Source organism: Saccharicrinis aurantiacus (genome assembly GCF_001660705.2).
Lineage (GTDB): Bacteria > Bacteroidota > Bacteroidia > Bacteroidales > Marinilabiliaceae > Saccharicrinis > Saccharicrinis aurantiacus.
The window spans coordinates 1-19,687 of sequence record NZ_LYBV02000044.1 but is presented as its reverse complement, the minus strand read 5'-3'; the positions used below and the strand labels follow the sequence as shown (position 1 = coordinate 19,687).

At 36.6% G+C, this 19,687-nt stretch carries 18 protein-coding genes; all 18 read right to left on the bottom strand.

Annotated elements, in window-relative coordinates:
- Window positions 1–637: 637 nt before the first annotated feature.
- Entirely contained in the window at window positions 638–1,033 is a 396-nt protein-coding gene (locus tag A8B35_RS21185) for a hypothetical protein (protein ID WP_068475535.1), read from the bottom strand.
- A 35-nt stretch (window positions 1,034–1,068) separates the two neighbouring features.
- Complete coding sequence (locus A8B35_RS21180) at window positions 1,069–1,422, bottom strand: hypothetical protein (RefSeq protein ID WP_068475533.1); 354 nt, start codon at window positions 1,420–1,422, stop codon at window positions 1,069–1,071.
- Between the two features lie 8 nt (window positions 1,423–1,430).
- Window positions 1,431–1,838: a hypothetical protein gene (locus A8B35_RS23645; protein WP_068475531.1), complete on the bottom strand. Its 408-nt coding sequence runs from the start codon at window positions 1,836–1,838 to the stop codon at window positions 1,431–1,433.
- 121 nt (window positions 1,839–1,959) lie between these two features.
- Window positions 1,960–2,796, bottom strand: a complete 837-nt coding sequence (locus A8B35_RS21170) for a hypothetical protein (protein ID WP_068475529.1) — start codon at window positions 2,794–2,796, stop codon at window positions 1,960–1,962.
- Between the two features lie 10 nt (window positions 2,797–2,806).
- Window positions 2,807–3,049 carry a hypothetical protein gene (locus A8B35_RS21165; protein ID WP_068475527.1) on the bottom strand — a complete coding sequence of 81 codons (243 nt, stop codon included), beginning with the start codon at window positions 3,047–3,049 and terminating at the stop codon, window positions 2,807–2,809.
- A gap of 106 nt (window positions 3,050–3,155) precedes the next feature.
- On the bottom strand, window positions 3,156–4,109 hold the full coding sequence (locus A8B35_RS21160) for a hypothetical protein (protein WP_139314969.1): 954 nt from the start codon (window positions 4,107–4,109) through the stop codon (window positions 3,156–3,158).
- Window positions 4,110–4,121: 12 nt separating this feature from the next.
- Complete coding sequence (locus tag A8B35_RS21155; RefSeq protein WP_068475523.1) at window positions 4,122–5,081, bottom strand: hypothetical protein; 960 nt, start codon at window positions 5,079–5,081, stop codon at window positions 4,122–4,124.
- A 12-nt stretch (window positions 5,082–5,093) separates the two neighbouring features.
- Window positions 5,094–6,500: a hypothetical protein gene (locus A8B35_RS23640; protein ID WP_075603963.1), complete on the bottom strand. Its 1,407-nt coding sequence runs from the start codon at window positions 6,498–6,500 to the stop codon at window positions 5,094–5,096.
- Window positions 6,500–7,546 (bottom strand): type VI secretion system tube protein TssD, encoded by a 1,047-nt coding sequence (gene tssD, locus A8B35_RS21145; protein ID WP_068475519.1) that lies wholly within the window; start codon window positions 7,544–7,546, stop codon window positions 6,500–6,502. Before tssD ends, A8B35_RS23640 begins: the two co-directional genes overlap by 1 nt.
- Window positions 7,547–7,725: 179 nt before the next feature.
- Window positions 7,726–8,304 carry a glycoside hydrolase family 108 protein gene (locus tag A8B35_RS21140; RefSeq protein ID WP_068475517.1) on the bottom strand — a complete coding sequence of 193 codons (579 nt, stop codon included), beginning with the start codon at window positions 8,302–8,304 and terminating at the stop codon, window positions 7,726–7,728.
- Entirely contained in the window at window positions 8,301–8,711 is a 411-nt protein-coding gene (locus A8B35_RS21135; RefSeq protein ID WP_068475515.1) for a hypothetical protein, read from the bottom strand. The genes A8B35_RS21140 and A8B35_RS21135 overlap by 4 nt, the downstream gene beginning before the upstream one ends.
- On the bottom strand, window positions 8,708–9,040 hold the full coding sequence (locus A8B35_RS21130; RefSeq protein WP_068475513.1) for a hypothetical protein: 333 nt from the start codon (window positions 9,038–9,040) through the stop codon (window positions 8,708–8,710). The genes A8B35_RS21135 and A8B35_RS21130 overlap by 4 nt, the downstream gene beginning before the upstream one ends.
- Window positions 9,041–9,042: 2 nt before the next feature.
- On the bottom strand, window positions 9,043–9,567 hold the full coding sequence (locus A8B35_RS21125) for a P-loop NTPase family protein (RefSeq protein ID WP_068475511.1): 525 nt from the start codon (window positions 9,565–9,567) through the stop codon (window positions 9,043–9,045).
- 107 nt (window positions 9,568–9,674) lie between these two features.
- Window positions 9,675–10,514, bottom strand: a complete 840-nt coding sequence (locus tag A8B35_RS21120; RefSeq protein ID WP_068475509.1) for a hypothetical protein — start codon at window positions 10,512–10,514, stop codon at window positions 9,675–9,677.
- Between the two features lie 25 nt (window positions 10,515–10,539).
- Window positions 10,540–12,558, bottom strand: a complete 2,019-nt coding sequence (locus A8B35_RS21115) for an LPD1 domain-containing protein (RefSeq protein ID WP_068475507.1) — start codon at window positions 12,556–12,558, stop codon at window positions 10,540–10,542.
- Complete coding sequence (locus A8B35_RS21110) at window positions 12,555–16,502, bottom strand: strawberry notch-like NTP hydrolase domain-containing protein (protein WP_075603962.1); 3,948 nt, start codon at window positions 16,500–16,502, stop codon at window positions 12,555–12,557. The genes A8B35_RS21115 and A8B35_RS21110 overlap by 4 nt, the downstream gene beginning before the upstream one ends.
- 6 nt (window positions 16,503–16,508) lie before the next feature.
- Window positions 16,509–17,855, bottom strand: a complete 1,347-nt coding sequence (locus tag A8B35_RS21105; RefSeq protein ID WP_068475503.1) for an SAM-dependent methyltransferase — start codon at window positions 17,853–17,855, stop codon at window positions 16,509–16,511.
- Window positions 17,845–19,687 (bottom strand): hypothetical protein (locus tag A8B35_RS23450; RefSeq protein WP_171973251.1); only part of this gene is annotated, 1,843 nt, incomplete at its 5' end. The genes A8B35_RS21105 and A8B35_RS23450, both read right to left, overlap by 11 nt.

Below are 19,687 nucleotides of genomic sequence, written 5' to 3'. Positions count from 1 at the left end.
TATGATAAAGCAATACCGTAACATTATGACTCTTGTGTATTTCTTTACTATCTTTTGATATCGAGTCTAAAGATAGTAAATACGAGGCAAGCCTCGGGGAATTAAACCCATGTTAGATTAAACCCATGTTAGATTAAAAAATTAACTTTCCCACTAAGCAAAGGTCTATTTTGAGAGCATTTATAATGACTAAATTAACATGAATCAGGGCTAGAAAAGCCTGTTATAACCATCACTCGAATGGTCTCTTTTAAGATTCTACTTCTGTGATCAGCTTAATTTGATCATCATAGGACACATAGGAAACTAAAAGCTAGCTGTTTTGAGTGCATAGACGTGTTTTGTTTGGCTAAATGATCCTCCAAATCAAGGTATCTTTGTACAATAAATAAATTTACTTTGTATTTTTCAAGTTTCAGCATTAACGTTATAGTAACGATGCTTGTTAATGTCAAGCATTTTTGCCTTTATACTCAAAATCAAGTATATTATATCTACTAATATCCTCTATTTTAAAGGGGCCTATTTTATCTCGGACTAGCACAACCCATTATGCTTATAGCTATAAATAAAGTGGTTATATATATTAAACGCTTATTCATCCTGCTGGATCTTTTCATATTTTTTATAAAAAAAACTAAGGCATTGAGTATCCTCTTCTATATTTTATTTTGCCATTTTTAGCTTTTACCTTATAATAATCAACATATTCCTTAGACTCACCATAAAAACATACCGACCAAGTATTCTTATCTGTAGTAGAACTATATACCCCGTGTTCAGTAATTGCTTTAAGAGGCTTGCCATGATAAAATTTAGCCAGTTCGTATGCCTCTAAAACAGTGATTGGATATTTTTTCTTAATTTTATTTTCCTCTTTAAGTAATTGTTTATAATTATAATAACGAAATGCATTAGGGTTTGAAAGACGCTGTTCCTTGTAATGTTTTATATGATTACAATTAGTGATGGTTACTCCCCAAAACTCATATCCAACAACAGAGGAAGTATTACCTAAATTAAACCAACTCATTTTGTACCCATCCTCCTCGTATATAATTACTTCAGTTATATTATTTTTTTTATTATATATATATATATATTTATGCCATGTAAGCCTGAAAAGGAATCCACACCAGAAATACGCGTAGTTTTACGAACTTTGTCATCTTCATAAAAAACTTGTCTACTTTCTGCTGTACTATCATTCAGGTAATCTTTTAACATTTGGTAAGGTTTTGGAAATGTTTTTTCAAACTCAAGATACTGCATGGGAAATTGATCCATCCCCATAATAGTATCTAATTCAGCTGTATTGATATAATGCTTACACAATTCTTTATACGCTTTATTTTTAGTGCTAGCACAACTCATTACGCTTATAGCTATAAATAAAGTGGTTATATATAGGTATATTTTCATTTCTGTAATTATTTTTTGGTTACGGCAAACTTACTGTTGTGCATAATATCCCATTGCTTTTTTAGGGTATGTGTTTTGTTATTATTGTAATCCATATAATTGTCGGTTCTACCTTTCTTAAATAGAACGTCTAATTGTTTTTGTGCCTTAAATATATCTTGTAAATCCAGGCAATGCATTACTTCGTGTGGTATTTCAACTTGGGGTTCGTATTCTAGAGATGATTCATGTTTATCATTATAATTTTCAACAACTAATTTATTGCCATAGTAAATTAAACATGCGTTGCTACCAGCTTGTGTAACCCCTCCATTTAAATCGATACTATCTCCACGAAGGTCATTTGTACTAAAGCTAGATATATTTATAAATAGATTAACCACATTAAAATCGCTTGCTAATTGATTGTAACCCATTAAGGTTTGTATAAACTCTAAGCGAGAATCTTATTTTTGCTTACGAACATATCTATTTGCACCATAATCATATTCTACATTTCCATACTTTAATCCATACCTAGGTAATTACTTAGTAGCCTTAATTCTCGGAGTTATAAAATAGTGAATCGTGAATCCATAGAGGATACTGATCTTTTGTGTATTGAACCTCAATACTATGTATTGGGTCGTAAGAAATATCGTCTGTTGTACCGTTATGGTGTACAAAAAATATTAGTTCCTCCAATGTAAAATTACAAATATTGGCAGCCTCCCCATAAATAGAATACCATCCTAGTCCTTTTTCAAAGCCTTTCTTAAGGATTGGTATAGAGCTGGCATAAGCCCTAGACTCTCCTTTATACCAATAATATATTTTTCTAGTATCTAAATTTCCATTGAGACTATAAGTTCTTATGATATCTCTAGCATTATAATTTAAACCCAATGAGCTCACATTATCCATTATATATACATCTTTTGAGAATTGCAAGAGCAATATATAATATGGGTTGTCACATCTATTCACCATATATCCATTCCCTAAAACAGGAAGTCCATCTGTTTGTGTCCTATAATAGTAAGTGTATAGAATATATCTTTTATTATTATGATAATAAAAATAAAAGTTAATTTTATACCCATTTATGATGTACCCTTGAATTTTTAGTACCCTATTATCTTTATAATAAATTTTAAATTGATCTTTATTACCTATGTTAGTGTATTTGTTATTAATAAAATTAAATTCAGAAGCAGTTATTACAGTATCGTGAATTGTTTGAGTTTTTTTTGCGGAATCTTTATGAAGTTTATTTAAAATAGAATTAAAAAAGAGACTATCAGCTTTTAATTCATTCTTTAATAATACCTTAGAAGATTGACTAAATGAAAATATATTTATACTCAATAATATCCCTATTAATAGTGGTTTCATAAGTTTCCTTTTATGGTTTATCTATAACTTTAAGATCATTAATTTTAACTTTTGATTGCTCGTAAGGTTTACTTATACCTGAACTCTCCCCTAACATATCTAAGGGTTCTAATTTTAATGCATTACCCCCTTGGACTCTCTCAAACCACAAGTTATTGTTCTGTCCTTTTATCGACCCCTCCTTAATATAAACAGTTTCGGGCTTTAACCTCTCTTCGGCTGGTGTGTGTGGTAGTATAGGAGCGGTTGCCACGAACGCCTTTCTTTGTATAAGTTTTATGACATAAGCAACTACTTATACTCATGGCTATAAGGCATATTATTAATAATGGTGTTAGTATTTTCACAGTTTATACCAATTACTCGTATTCGTATTTTGGTTTATTGGGTCGTAGCCAGCGCATAAAAGCAGACCTGTTTTCAATGTCGTATTCTACAAGCTGGTCGTAGGGTTGTGTTTTCCTATGATTAAGAAAAAACTCACCTGTTTTGGCATCAATACGTATATAATCAACATAGTCATTAAATGACTCGCGATCATGTTCCTTTGATATAAAGTACCAGTATCCTTTATTAATTTTTCTTCCAATACTCATCTCATCAGTAAGTATTTCGCTATCATATAGTTTCACCAACTCAAGGGCTTCTAGCCAGCTAATTGGGTACTCTTTTTTTATAGCTTCGCCTGCTTGCACCTCCTTTATAGAGTCAGCAGGGCTTTTGTAATAGGTACTATTACTTGTGTGTACGGTAAAGGATTTTAAATAATTTGAGTTATCAATATTTAATAATAGCCTTAAACTATCATTCTCATATTTTCTGAAGGAATAATTATCAAATTTATAACTTACACCAACATACATTCCAAATGAAGTAAAAACAAGGCTGTTTTGAGCGTAACTAACATATTGCGTTACAAATAGCTTTTTATTATAGATATATATATCTGCTTCATCAGGATAATGAGTTATTGTAATTCTAAGAGAATCATCCTCGTATACAATGGGTCTACCTCGTTTATCCTTTTTAAAGTTAGAATCATCCATGCGTGCAGAATCATTCAGTTCAATAAGGGATGCAAATGTAGATATATCTAGATATTTTTCAGGAAAATCAAACAAGGGATTATTCTTGCAGAGCTCATCCGAAACCAAAAACTGCTGCTTTAGCTTATTGTATTTTCGGCTGGTGTGTGTGGTAGTATAGGAGCGGTTGCCACGAACGCCTTTCTTTGTATAAGTTTTATGACATAAGCAACTACTTATACTTATGGCAATAAGGCATATTATTAATAATGGTGTTAGTATTTTCACAGTATATACCAATTACTCGTATTCGTATTTTGGTTTATTGGGTCGTAGCCAGCGCATAAAAGCAGACCTGTTTTCATTGTCGTATTCAACTAGTTCATAGTCTGGTCTTGTTTTTGCGTGGCGATGAAATAACTCACCTGTTTTAGCATTTATAGATATGTAATCGACATAATCTTTAAATGAGGTGCGATCTTCTTCCTTTGAAATAAAGAAAAACACCTCATCTTGTAAAGATTTTCGAACCCTTGTATCATCAGTGAGCATTTTTCCTCCATAAACTTTTGCTAACTCAAGGGCTTCTAGCCAGCTAATTGGGTACTCTTTTTTTATAGCTTCACCTGCTTGTACCTCTTTTATAGAGTCAGCAGGGCTTTTATAGTATCTACTATTACTTGTGTGTACGGTAAAGGATTTTAAATAATTTGAATTATCAATATTTAATAATGGCCTTAAACTTCCATCTTCATAGTCCTTGTATGATTTGTTCTCAAAGTGATAACTTACACCAACATACATTCCTAATGAAGTGTAGACCAAACTGTTTTGTTGATATTTAAAAGTTTGTGTTACAAATAGCTTTTTGTTATATATATCTATATGTATTTCTGGTCTTTCTTGATACTTACTTATTGTAATTTCAAGAGAATCATCCTCGTATACAATGGGTATATCTTGCTTATCTTTTTTAAAGTTAGAATCATCCATGCGTGCAGAATCATTCAGTTCAATAAGGGAAGCAAATGTTGATATATCTAGATGTTTTTCAGGAAAATCAAACAAGGGATTATTCTTGCAGAGCTCATCCGAAACCAAAAACTGCTGCTTTAGCTTATTGTATTTTCGGCTGGTGTGTGTGGTAGTATAGGAGCGGTTGCCACGAACGCCTTTCTTTGTATAAGTTTTATGACATAAGCAACTACTTATACTTATGGCAATAAGGCATATTATTAATAATGGTGCTAGGGTTTTCATGTAAATTAGTTTTTAATAGGTAAAAGAACTGTTATGCAATATATCCCATTGCTGTTTTTGGGTATGCTTTTTTGTATTATCGTAATCCATATAATTGTCGGTTTTTCCTTTCTCAAAGCTTACTCCTAATTGGCTTTGTGCATTGTGCAGGTCTTTAAGCCCCAAGCAATGCATCAGCTCATGTGGCAATTCTACTTCTGGCGTATATTCAATGGTACACTCTTTTTCTTTCTTATAATTTTCAAGTGCAGCGCCATTGCCAAAAAACACATTGGCTGTGTTATGCCCTGTTTTTGCAACACCCCCATTTAAAAGTATTCCGCCTGAGTCAGTTGAGTAACTCGAGATATTTGATATTAATAAATGTACGGTATTGTCCTCACCTGCTTCAGTATGCTGCAATTCTTTTAAACTATCAACATAAGATTTTCTCCTGTTCAATTTGGGAGGCAATTCCTTTTTGCTTTCTATGGTTAAACAGTTTGCTATGGTTTCTATGGCTTTGTATTTCTTTATTTCATCATTCAAATTATAGTGCCATTTTTCTTTTTTAGCAATGTCAATCAATGCGTTCTTTTTATCTACTTGAATATCCAATTTAGTGAAGAATAGTCCATTATGTGGTTCCAGTGTGGTTAACTCCTTATTTTCTTGATTAGCAGTGTAATTGTTTATCAACTTTTTTAAATCATCATAAAAGTCATCTTTTTTTGTAAAACTAAGATCTATTATATGTGCCTCACTATTAACTAATTTAACATGAATTAGGGCTGGGTTGAAGGCTTGTTTTAACCATTGTTTAAGTTTTGGTATTTTAATGCTCTTGTCTAATTGCTTTAATGAATCTTCTCCTTGTCCTACATAATACCACCTCACATTCACCTGCTTAGTTTTTGGGTGATGTATATTAATGGCGCCAGCCACAATATCATTTACTTTTAATGTAATTTGAGTAGGAGATACTGATGTTTTTAGGCATTTAATTCTTATATATTTAGCTGTTTTTACATCAGTACATTCCTTATCCGACTTATCGTAGCATTCAATAATAAAGCAGCCGTTACTATCGCCTTCAATGGTAATTTTTCCGTTTAGTTGTTTAGTTAACTTTTCAATGTTTAAAGCTAGTTTAACCTCTTTATTTATAGCCAAACTAAGCCATGGGGTATAATAAACATCATTACCAATATCGTTTATGGGCGTATAGGTATCGGTAAATTGAGGCGTATAACTATGTGTAATTTTTTTTAACGTATTACTGTCAATACTATCAAAACCAAATTCTCCTTTTGTCCTTGCTTTTTTTCCTTCCTTCTTGTAAGGAGTAAATTCAATACGGCATTCTGAGACTCTTAATTTAACCTCAGGAGATGTCATTGTACCTGATATATGTTCTGATGAAAATGTAAATGTTGTCATTATGCTTGTTCTATAACGGTTAGTTCTACTTGTTCGGTATTATTATTCACAAGGTAATTACTTAAAATATCGTTCTCGAGCCTATTCCCATTGTATTCAAAGTCGGCGTCCTTATCATCTAAATTAAGACTTATCTTTTTGCCTACTAAATGGCGTGTTTTAAATACTACGATAATAGTATCGCCAATTTGGTAATCGTCTATGCGCTTGCCCTGCATATCTGTAATGTAACTTTCAATCCACTCGGGTTCTTGTACAGGTTCATCGTCTACAGGTCCAGGGCCAAAAGCCTTATCGTTAGGGGTTATATCGGTAACTTTCCACACTTTTTGATGTTCTTCGCTTCGGTTACGGGTAATAGCAGGAGACAAACGTAGGTTCATTTGCATGGCGCTACTACCTGTTGAAGTCATTTGCTCACCGACACTAATGCAGTAACAGTCCCAAAATTCTATTTTAAAAGCTTGGTCAAGGTCGCCATCGTAGAATACTAATTTACCTTGTTTCATATCGCCCTGTAACAACCATTCGTACAAAAAGTCATCATCTTCACCCGAATCGAGCGTGAGGTTAAATATACCTCCAAACTTATTATACTCGATGGGCTTTGTTATTTGTTGCACAGGTCGTATATAACTATCGTAATTATAAGTGTAATTGGGAGCTATACCATAATCGAGCCCATTACGTTGGCGTGCCTTAGCCAATTTTGTATAGTATTTAGACTTTAATGGATTCTTTTCGCCAAATGAGGAAAATTCCTTGGCACCAATATCTGATTCGCCATGCTTAACGGCAAACTCAGCTTCTCGTAAGCTATCTTTTATGAGTTTTTTATCGTACTCTGAAATTTTCACCACTGGTATGGTACGGTGGTTATAGGGAGCCATAGCCATATCTGTTGTATCGGCAGATTCAAAAGGAAAATTCTTTTGTAAATACTTTTTATAGTATTCAGGATCCATTTCTACGGGACAAAAGTACTCGTAGCGCAAGCTTGTAAGCCAGCGTTCATAGCTGTTTACAACTAGTTTTATTTTATACATAAATTACGGAAAAAGTTTGACTAACTTGGTTTAGGTTTTGATTAATAATTTAGATTATAGTACAATAGTAATACAATCTCAGGTTTTAAACAAACCAAATCCGACTTATACAAACATCTAATTACTTGTATAATAACTATGGCTACTGGTGTAGGAAGGATAAGTGTTTCCTAAAATATTTATTTGAGATTATGATCATACTTAATCTGATTAATCCTCTTCAACCACCCCTTTAAAAACTTATAGTTCTGACCTTTTTTAGCAATGGTTTTGTAGTAGTGAATACGAGCAGATTTAATAGCATTAAACAGTGACTCAGAAGAACAATCGTTAATTGCTTTAACTGTGTTCTTACCAATTATTCCATCTAATTTAAGTTCACAATCGAAGAAGCGGTTCAATACCTTTTGAACACCACAGCTTCCCCAATAGCCACTGTTCACACACCAATCAAATATGATCTCCTGTATAGAACCGTGTAATATTCTATCAATACTGTATTTCTTGTAAAATGTATGGTAATAAAAATCCTTTACCATACATTCCAATTCAGGGATGTCAATATGCTTATTCCAAGCGATTTTGCCATAAGTCTCTTTATATGCATCAATATACTTCCAACCATTCCATTCTGGGTGTAGATTTCGGGCAACACCCATATAGGTTTCACCACCACGGTCGCCCTCTACATTGGCATAATATCCTTCGTGCTTGATAACGCCATCAAAAAGCTCCTCAAATGTTTTTATATGTTTCATGATCGTTTAGATTTTAGTTTGACATCATTTACTCCACTTATTGAACCTCCAAAAAGGAAGTCTATTATCGTGCTTAGTTTTGTAGATATGCCGCCATTGATACTGCTTATAAAGGCAATTTGCCAATCTTGCAATTCAATGGTTTGAAACACGAAATAGTTAAGCATTACGAATGTTAAAGAACACCATGCAACTAGGAAGAAGATTGCAAAGGTCTTTTGTAACCAGTTGTCTTTGGCATACATGTTTCGAGCTGAGTTTCGGTCTGAAACAGCCATCTTAAAGAGTTCCATTTTACCCTGGAGCTTTTCCTCCTTGGTGGTAAAAATCTCATCTATCAGTTTTGTTCCTTCTTTAAGTGTACTTGCAACTCCTGCGTTGCTTAGCTTTGAAAATAGTTTTCTCATCGTTCTACAAATTTTAGTATGGTATCTAGCTTCTCGTTAAGCTGTTTAATGGTTTGATGGAATAGCTCCTTGCTCACGTATATTTCCTTGGAGCTATCCCTTAAATCTGATATGCGTTTGTGCAATACGGCGAACTTTCCTTCGCATAAATTCAGTTCTTTTGTCAAGTGTTTAATGTCCTTTTCAAGCAGGTCTGTTTTGGCTTCCACCGTTTCTTTAGTTGCATTTTTTGCCAGTGCATTTCTAATGATGTAGGACAAAACACCCACAATTAATGAGCTAAAGGCAGCAATGACTACCCAGTAGAATTTAATGGTCATTTCTTCCATGATTAGAATATTTTAATGGTTTCGTTACTGCCGTTTGGGAAACGGTTTTTCTCCATGGTGGCTGATTGATTTTCGATGTGCATAATGGCATCGCAATCATGCTCCCAGTCGCTTCCCCCTTTTGATGTACCATCACGATTGGCCTTAAATACAAGCACAAATGATGTATTGGGGAATTGTCGCTTCAATACCTTAAAATCATCAGGTTTAATACCTATGGTTTGGGTACTATCAAAAAACACCACATCGTATGCCTTGAATTGCTTCGGGTTATAATCTTCCACAAAATCAATAGGCTGCGTAATATTCAAACGCAATAACTTCTCCTGTAGCGAGGCTTTTACACCTTCTTCGTTGGAGATATAAAGCACTTTAAGTTTGCTCTTCACCAGAACATTGGCCAGCAACATGGCTACGGAACTCTTTCCATTGAATCGCTTACCATAAATCATCAGATAAAAAGGACTGTAAGGTTGCCCGAGCAGTTTACCAAACTTACCGCCAATGCGTAAAGTAGAAAACTTCATTTGAGCCAATTCACTTGCTGATACTACTTGATCTGGTGAAACATTGATAGACTTATTTACTGCCCTTGCTCTTGTACCACTACTCTTGGGCGATGCAGTAGTGGTATTTACTTTCCCAATCCGGCTATTCCTTTTAAGCCATTGAGCTGAACACTTGTAACTAGCAATTTATCACTTTCCAGGTAATCGTTTAAATGCTTTTGCACCTTCTTAATCTGATCGTACTCCTTTTCAGATTGCTTCACTTTCCCATTTTTCAGAGAATTGGTAATAGTAGTGAGTAGCCGTTGTGCCTTTTCCTTTGTGATGTTGCCGTACAGATTGATAAAGCGCTTTATGAGTGCAACAGCTGGAGTAACACCATAATCATCTACTATTCCCTTAAGTTTACTATATATTGAAGACGGAACTTCAAACTTACAGGTAGCATTCATCTCCTTATAGGTCTTAATCAGATCATTGCTGATGCTTTTAATCTCTGAGGCATACTTACTTGTTTTTCGGATGGTTTTCTCAGTAGCTGCCTTCTGAATGACCTTATATAAAAGGGATACTTGCCGTTCGGTAACGCTCTTGTTATGAAAATTCAGGTAACGCCTAATTACCTTTATCTCCATGGGCATTAAATCCACTTCTATGGCTTTTCGTTTGGCTTTTTTAGGTGCTTTTGCCTTCTTAGTTATGGTTCTTTTTGTAGCAGGTTTCTTTGCTGTTTTTTGAGTCTTAGTGTTAGACTTTTTAGCAATTGTAGTTTTCTTCGCTGCATCCTTTAGATAGGGTTCTACAATCTTAAAGTGATTATCCAACATCTCTTTGATATCCTTATCTTCATTGTAGAAATCAGCAAATGAATCAAACTCCTTGTGGGCTTCCTGAGCTACCTCTGGTAATTTCTTAAAATCAATGCTTTTGGTAGCTTCTTTGTAGTTCTTTATTGTAAGTTTCATATCTATCTGTATTACGTTTTAGTTCCTATTTTTCCAACTTGGCTAGTGCTTGCTTTTGTTTGATGCGGATGGCTTTGGCTCTTATCTTAGCAAGAGCTAGTTTTCGATCTTTACCTACAATTACACCCTTGTTTACACTGCCTTTCTCCGTTAAATCGATGTATTCATCTGCTCTTTGTTTGGTGAATGGCGTAAAGGACTTGAGCTTAAATTGAACCTTTACTGCTTCCATCAAATTGTCGAAACACTTATTGATGTAAGTGCGCTCTTTTCCCTGGGGGTAAACTGGATGGGCAAACATGCCTCCAGATACCAGGTAATTATTCTCTCGATTCTTTTCCTTCAGCTTATCGTAGATATAGCATTCAAAGCTTCTGGCAAACAGTTCAGCCATATTCTTCCAATAGGAGCCTTGTTGTTTTGAATAGTGATACAGGTAACTATCAGTCGATTTCTTCTCATGGCTTTGTGCATCCGTAAAACTTATCAATGATTTATCTTCATGATTGTAGCTAAAACGCAACATACTCACCAGTGCAGCCATGCTTTTATGGAATGGTGACTGGGTGACTCCAGTTTCTATTATATATCCTAGGGTGCTTATGAAATAAGCCTTACGGAATGATTTCTTTGAGTTATTCAGGTAAGTTCTATTCCGACCAAATTTCTCTAGTATTAAATCATAGGTAGTCTCTGACAATAGTGATAACCTACTCAAACCAAATTCATTCAAAAAGTGATCGAAGAAATGTCCCCATTCATGTGCCACAGAACCATCACCATTGCGTTTGGTGAGGTTAATCAATTGCCGAGTTGGATAATAGGTTGCCATCGCTTTACCTCCTCGTCCAAATGCTCCAAAACCGATGGCCAGCTTTTGATTTATACTTAAATCAATATCCAATATCTCGCATAGATCAACGATGGATGCCACAAAATGTCGTATGTGCTCCTGAGCTTCATTGTCCTTAACGTAGTTTCCAAGAGTAATCGATTTAAAATGCAGTTTATGAATAACAGTCTGTTCATCTGCTTGCTCTATGAATAAACCACCAGTGCGCTTAATATAGCTAAGCGGTATGGCTGCTATTTTTGGCTTTGTAGTGCTTTCTGATTTGCTTTTTCGATTAGTATCAGCCCATGACCAATCTGGTTTGAATTCTTTGTATGGAAAAAGCTCCTTTTTGGTATTAAATTCCCTTTTGTAATCATTGATAAATCGAGTACAAACCGACTCCACATACTTTACGTATTCTGGAATGCTATTCATGCTTGATAGCATACCACCTCTAAAAGTCAGATCACTGTATTTATGACTTTTTAAATCAGCCGATGTGATAATCTGCTTGGCTGAATCAATGCACTTCTGTTGTTTTTCAATGAGCTTATCGTAATAGGTTTTTAGGTTCTGGTAAAGAGGTGCAGCCGTTTCTTTGCTCACACCAGAATACTGGCGAGCTTCAGTGAGTGTTTTCTTTGCCACACCAACACCACTCGAATAGCCGTAAAGCACAGATACCAGATTACGCAGCTTCTTACCAAAGAGCATTGTAAAATCAGTTCTTGGAACAATTTGTTCGTTTGTTGCTATAGTATATAGCTTCTTCAAATCATCAATAACAATAGCTTCGCTTAGTACCTCATGGATTGCTTCTGCCATTTTCACGTATTGTGCCCTCGATTCTTTGGTATTCAGATAAGGCTTTGCTGGATATGCTTGGCGAATCTTCGATTTTAAAAAGGCACATCCCGAATCCGTTCCATTTTCCTTTTCTATTTGAGCATCAATCTTAGGAAAAACCTTGTCTTTCTTAATGAGCTCGATGGCTGTTACTTCATCCTGTTCTATATTATTTAAATCCTTACTGCCTATGAGTTTGCTGTACATAGCTTGCTCTTTACGAGAACCATGCACACGCTTTCCTGCATCTTTAAAAGCACGGTTCTTTTGCTTGTCCTGCAAGGCTTTTTCCACATCATCATCAATGCCCTTGAGTTCAGGGAAAAGATCTGTACGTAAGCTTATTTTTGTAGTTCGGCTCATAGTAGTGTCTTAATTTTAGGATGTATACCAAGTCCTGCTACATTGCTCATCTGCTTTTGCATAATCAAAATGGCTTTGGCTCGAAGCTTCACAATCTGTAAGCTTTTAGATTTATCCATTCGAATGGTTTTACCCTTTGATGTGGTTTTTCTTTGTTTGGCAAGCTTTTGAGGGAAGGCTTTTTTATCCGTTTCAAACATCTGCATGGCCTCTTTGGTAAGGATGTCTGTAGTGTTTGTATGCTGTGTTCCTTTCTTCAAAAACTCCTCGAAATAATGGCGAGGTACTTTTACAGATAGACTGAATCGCTCTCCCAATAGCTTGATCAGTTTGGGCATCTTTTCAGTGCTCACTGATGCCTTCATGTTGCCTGAAATCATCTCAAAACCATCTCGTGTGTTCTGTAATAGTTTCAGCACTTCCTTATCCGTATAAATGGGGATGTGACTCTTGGTTTTGGGCATGATGATTTTGAAAGTATCATCGAAATGGCGAGTAATCGTAATCTTATTCTCTGTGGTTATATTGGCGCTACTTCTAAGGCTTATAATGTGCTTTTGAAGCTTTGCTATGGGTGCAACCACATAACTATTGGCTTTGTTATCGGCATTCTCTGGCGACCATGCTTCGGACATTAAAATGCCTTTTTGAACACCTTTGCCTTTTGTGGTAAAGCTCACGAGCTTACCCGAAAAGTCCGCAGAACCTTGCAGTATATTTCCTGTAACAATGTATCTGGTTTGTCGGTCCAGGGTAAAGTCTTTTATCGCTTCATCCCATCGATCAATTAGATTTTCCTTTTGGGAAGTCGATAACTGAAAACTACGTGCCTGGATTCGTTCAATTTCCTTGGCCGTATCTCCTGAGCAGGCCAATACAATGTATTTACGACTATCGGCTATGGCAAAGCGAAGCTTTACTGCTGATGGTGCATAAGGGTTATTTCGCTTGCTATTGATATCGAACCCCAAGAAAATACAATATGAATTATCGCTACTATCGCTTTCAAAACTAAGCGCCGGATAATAATATCCATGCCCCACCTGAAAAAAGCGGAAGAATCCATTTAGATATGATTTTCGGTTATTGCTTTGCGTTTGGATTCGGTTAGCCTCTAGACTTTTGGCTTGAATAATTTCATCTTCTCTGTCAGTGATATATTGCATGCGCTGATGCTTCTCAAAAACAGGTATTTTCTGATATCCCTTTTCTTCAGAAATGCCATCCAATAGTTCTTTATACTTAAGTTCTAAAGCATTGATATCCGTTTTTAGTTTATGCTCTACATACTTCTCATGAGCTTCAATAATATTATTGGTAATGCTATCTGGATGTTGATTAGCAAGTTGCTTCTTGATCAGTTTATCAAGCTCTGTTTTGGTATAAGGTTTCTTCAACACATTACACTCACACTTTTCTAAGAAGGTATCATTACCAAAAACAGAGCGTCCTCCCTTACCAGCAATCACCACACTTTTGTCTTTGGATACAGCCTTTAGGTTCAGCACTTCGACTTCCAAATCGTATTCATCCGATTGTTTGAGGTAATCGATATAATCATTATAGCGCTCTATCACTTCGCTATAGAACTTCTCTTGTTCTTTAACTGAAAGCACAGCCACACGTCCTGTAACCTTTGAAGCATCACCTTCGCTGGGTGTTTCATCACTTTCTTTGCCTTCAAATTTGAGTGGATTATCCAGGGCTTTATTGAGCTCCGGATTTTCCATCATATATTGACGAACCATCTTATCACCATACTTATTGAGAAAATCATCCGATTCCAACTGAGATTTGCTACTCTTTTGGTTCGAGGTGGTATTGGCATCCAATGATTTCAGCTTCTTTTTAAGCATCATCATAAAACGCTTTTGAGCAGGGATAGATGAAATAATATAATCGTAGATAGGCTTTAGTATTTGCCCAGTTCGGTTGATACGACCTCGCTTTTGAATCTCTGTATTGATGTTGAGCTCTGGTTGTAGAATCACCATCACACGCTGTTTAACCTTTTCTGCAGGGACTTTATCTGTAACAATAGCGTGTGCCGAAGCACCTGTTGATCCACTTTGATTGATCAATAGACAATCAATCTCATTGTCGTTGTATTGTCGAAACAAATCGGCTGTATTCTCCTTTTTTCGTTTTAAAACCAGCGCTGTTGTATTCCTGGCTTTAGTGGAATTGTATTGTACCGATAGCTTACGTCCTGTGACTTCTCCAACTGTAAATCCCGCCTCTTTAATCTTTTGGATAATCAGGTCGAGCGGACTTATGGTAATGCCTGTGGAAGCCACTTCAATACGTTTGATGATATCGCGATAAGCCAATTGAGCACCCTCAGAAAGATCAGATACATTAAAGGTTTTACCTTCTGTTTCTCCATCAATATCTTTCTCTGTGTAGCGAAGAACAGAATCCAATCCTTTCTCTAGTACGGTTGAAAAGTCGCCATTAATCACATCATCAGGCTTCGCCATGGCTTCCAAGAAACTTCCCATGGTAGAAGCAAATGCAATAATGGGTTTCTTGCCTTCTTTTAATCGTTTGATGGCGTGATCGGCCACATCAGAAGCATTCAAACTAAACAGCAATTGGTTGATTACATTGAATACTTTGGAGAAATAAGGAATATTATCCACACCTGCTTTACTGGTTCCCTTTCTAGTTTCCACTTCCTTTCCCTCGGCTGCAGCAATTTGATCCAATTCATTCACCTGTTTGTTGATGTACTTCTCTTGAAAACCGATTATATCACGAATGATAGAAGTTACCTTATCGGCAATATGAGCCTGTTCTTTGGCTTTTTCCTTTAGTTCGATGTAATTGACCTCTACACCTTCGAAAGATCGCTCACGCCTGATCATTTGTCCCTCAGAGACCAACTGAGCTGCTAGTACTTCTTGCAGTGCCACACCACCTTTTGTGATGGCTTCCACCAAATCTTCTTTGCTCATATTGGCATCACTCATGGATGTTTTTTGAGCATAGATGGGCATGTTATCTGGTCGTTTGGCAAAGGTGGCAGACAGGAAGCAAACGCCTTTGGTTTGGCGCAATACATCTTGCATAAACTCGCCAGTATTGGAGCTTCCCGAAGCATTATGGGCTTCATCCATTATGATAATGTTATTCTTGGCTGATGCGTATAAAAACTGCTGTTTGGCTGGTTTCTTGGGTTGATTGAATTGAGAATAGGTAGCACAAACAAAATTGTAGTTTTTCGGGATGCTTTTATCCTTTATGATGCGTTCCTGCGTTGGTTTTTCGGGTGCTTTGTAAATGATATCGCCATTCTTATTCTTGATATTGGTTTTACTCTCTTTGGCATTGACGATAAAGGGTACTAATGCGGAACTTCCTATGTCTGATAGATCACGATATAAGTCTGTAAACAGATTGGGTTTTTCAGATAGGAATATGGGTTGCAATCCAGCTTTCACGCCATAGCGGATTAAAGCTGCTGCCGTTCTTCCTTTTCCAATTCCTGTTTGGTCACCCACGATGATGCCTTGCTTGCGACTTTCGATATTATAGATAGCTAAGGATACCGCATCGATCTGTTCACACGAAAGAGATTTCACCAAATCCTCATTCTTATAATCCAGCTTCTCAGCCACAAAATCGAAGAGTGGCATACCTATGCTTTTTTTGATTTTGCGGATGGCAATATGCATTTCGTGTCCCATGGAATCCGGAACAGTAGTGTCCAGGATAAATCCTTTCTCCGCTGCAGGAATATAAGCCATACCCAAACCTTGAACACCCAACATCCCTTGCAAGTATTCATGTTCGTTTTGAGCGAGCTTTTGAGTACGAATTAAGGTCTTGTTATCCTTGGTCTGAAAACCCAATTCCAGCAGTCGAGATTCGATGTGATTTTTCGGCTTACTGGTGAAGCGAACGGTGATGCTATTCTTCGTGAATTTTATGCTTGATTTCATAGAGCGTTATTTTGAATTGGGTTTTAGAAGTCGAGGGTAGCGCTCTTGTAAAAGGTGAAAAATGTGTTTCACTATATCGGTATCTGGAAGTGTTTGTTGACCTATCTCTGGTATAAAAATCGACTTGTTATTCCATGTAATTACAAAGCGAGCTGTCTCAAAATTCCATTGATCCTCTCGTGCATATTTTAGTGAGAAATGAGAAACTACATCCCCATGTTTATTGGGGTTCTCAAACAGATTCTTCACATCATAGACTCCTTTTAGGCTATTTAAATGGGTCAAGACGTCAAAATGCAGCACTTCGTAGTTTTTAAACTCAAGTAACTGAGTCAATTGTTTTTGTTTAATGCGAATGGCTTTTGTTTTAATCAGAACAACACTATTCTTAGTTGTTTTGGAGGCTTGAGGAGACTTTTGAAGCTTTACTCTTTCCCAAAGTTCCTCGTGGCTATTTACTATAGTATTATGCAACTCATTTTTCAGTGGAGCTGCACCCTGTGGTTTGTATTTTGCACCATCAATAAGTATCAATCGAGTGTTAAAAGACGTTCCTTGTCGAGAGTATAATTTCTTACCATTAATTGGTATAATGTCCTCCACATTGTAAAAATGATAGAGGTAATTTAGGAAGATGCGATTGTTGCCTGCAGACACTCTGCCTTGTTTATCCCATGAGGTATGACCACCTATAATAATGGCCGCTTTTCCATCATCTTTCATGCATCTGAGGGCATTTAATGCCATGGCATGTTCCAAGCGTTTGATCTTAAATTTGCCAAAAAGCATGGCTTCTGAAAGCGTTCCAAAAGGTGGATTGGTCAGCACTCCTTCAAACTTTTTATTATAAGCAAAAGGCGGTTTTAAGGCATCCCAACTACTTACTTTGGCAAAGGGTTGTTCCTTTAAATTTTCTAGTCGAATATCATCCAATTCATTCACAAAAGTCTTGCGGTATGGAAGTGCAATGGTCAATAAGCCATTTCCTGCTGAAGGTTCTAGATACAGTGCTTCTTGTTTAGGATTTCGCACATAACTTGATGCCAGGAACGAAATGGGTGCAGGTGTGGAATACTGCTGCATCAACACGCTCATGCTGGTGCGCATGGAAAGGTTAACTTGTGATTGGTAAAGAGCTACAATAGCAAGATATTTTTCGTAGGTATTGAGCGAAGCATCATGTGCGATCTCTCTTGCATTAAGAACTATGGCCAATTCGGTGTATTCTTTCACCAAATTTTTATTGGTGATACCAAAACCCTTGGCAATCTTCTCAATAGTGGTTTTAGAGTGCTTATGTGCATTGCGCAAATCCTCACGAATTCTTGATATGTAGCCCTTTTTAGTCTTCATCTTCTGAGTCAATTTCTTTTCCTAGTCGAAGAACTGTACCATCTTCTATGATTTCAAAATGTGTCACTCCATCATTTTCTAAGGCTTTAATAAACTCTATTAGAACTGTAGGTATATTTGTTAAATTATTAGACCAGTCCGCTCCAACAGTCGCATTTTCCTCTATTCCTGAAAGCTTATCTTGATCTGTTTGTGGGTAGCTATTCTTTTGACTATTACTTTCTACTGCAGCAGCTTGTTCTGGACTTATGGTAACAGGTTTATTACTCAAATTGGAATTCCAATCTGCGCCAACAGTGGCGTTTTCTTCAATACCTGAAAGCTTATCTTCATCGGTTTCAGGATAAGAACGCTTTGCCGTATTAGCCTCAATTGCTGTGGCTTGATCCTCAGATATCGTAGTGGGTTTATTACTCACATTCACCTCCCAGTCTGCTCCGCTTGTGGCATTTTCCTCAATGCCTGAAATCTTATCTTCATCCGTTTGAGGATAGCTACGTTTCGCCGTATTTGTTTCAATAGCTGCAGCTTGATCTTCTGATATGGTAATCGGTTTATTACTCAAATTGGAATTCCAATCAGCTCCTACAGTGGCATTTTCTTCAATACCAGAAAGCTTGTCTTCATCCGTTTGTGGATAACTACGCTTAGCTGTATTCACCTCTATTGCTGCAGCTTGCTCTTCGGATATGGTAGTGGGTTTATTACTCACATTCGCCTGCCAATCTGCACCAACAGTGGCATTTTCTTCAATGCCTGAAAGCTTATCTTCATCTGTTTGTGGATAACTATTCTTTTGAGAATTACTTTCTATCGCAGCTGCTTGTTCTGGGCTTATGGTTACAGGTTTGTTCTGTAAATTTGTGTCCCAATCAGCTCCCGCAGTAGCATTTTCTTCTATGCCTGAGAGTTTATCTTCATCAGTTTGAGGATAACTACGTTTGGCTGTATTGGCCTCAATAGCTGTGGCTTGATCTTCACTTATGGTAGTCGGTTTATTGCTCAAATTTTCATTCCAATCGGCTCCTGCAGTGGCATTCTCTTCAATGGTTGCCAACTTATCTGCATCTGCTTGGGGATAGCTACTCTTTCTATTGTTGGCTTCAATGGCAGTGGCTTGTTCTGAAGTAATAGTGTTGGGTTTGTTCTCAAGAGCCTCAAAATCATTACTTAGATTCATATCATTTTCCAATTGTGACAATTTAGTTGGCACAGCTATGTCGATATTTCCATCAGGGTTGGTCACAAAACCTCCATGCACCTCTATCCCACCATTTGGTAGATATACTGGGCTTTTCTCTGCAATGAGAAGGTCTTCCACATTACCTGCTATTATCATCCCTCCACTTAAGGAATTCACAATGGTTTTTGGTCGGAATTCTGGCGATGATTTGGATCGTGCAATATTAATGAATGATCCTACAGAGGCCTTATCGAGTATAGAATCCTCCACATCTCTATTCATCTTAAAGTAAGTATCTGAGAAAACAATTTTATTGTAAGATCTATCAAATACACAGGACTGATTAACCTTGGCATCAAAGCAACAATCATCAATGTTTGTGGTGCTATTTAGGTATGCTATGGCACCGTTCTCTTGGTCAGAATATTCAAATCGGATATCTGAGAAATTAATGGCACTATTATAAATCTCAATAGCTTTATCACTCTGAAAAACAACTGGCTTCACATAGGTTCCCAATGCGCCATCAATCTTGTTACTTAAGGATTGTATGTTAATCTGATACGAGAAATCACGCAAGACCAGGAAGGTTCCTAGATCATTAATATACGTTCCATCTTCAAACATGATATCGATACTGGCCTTCTCG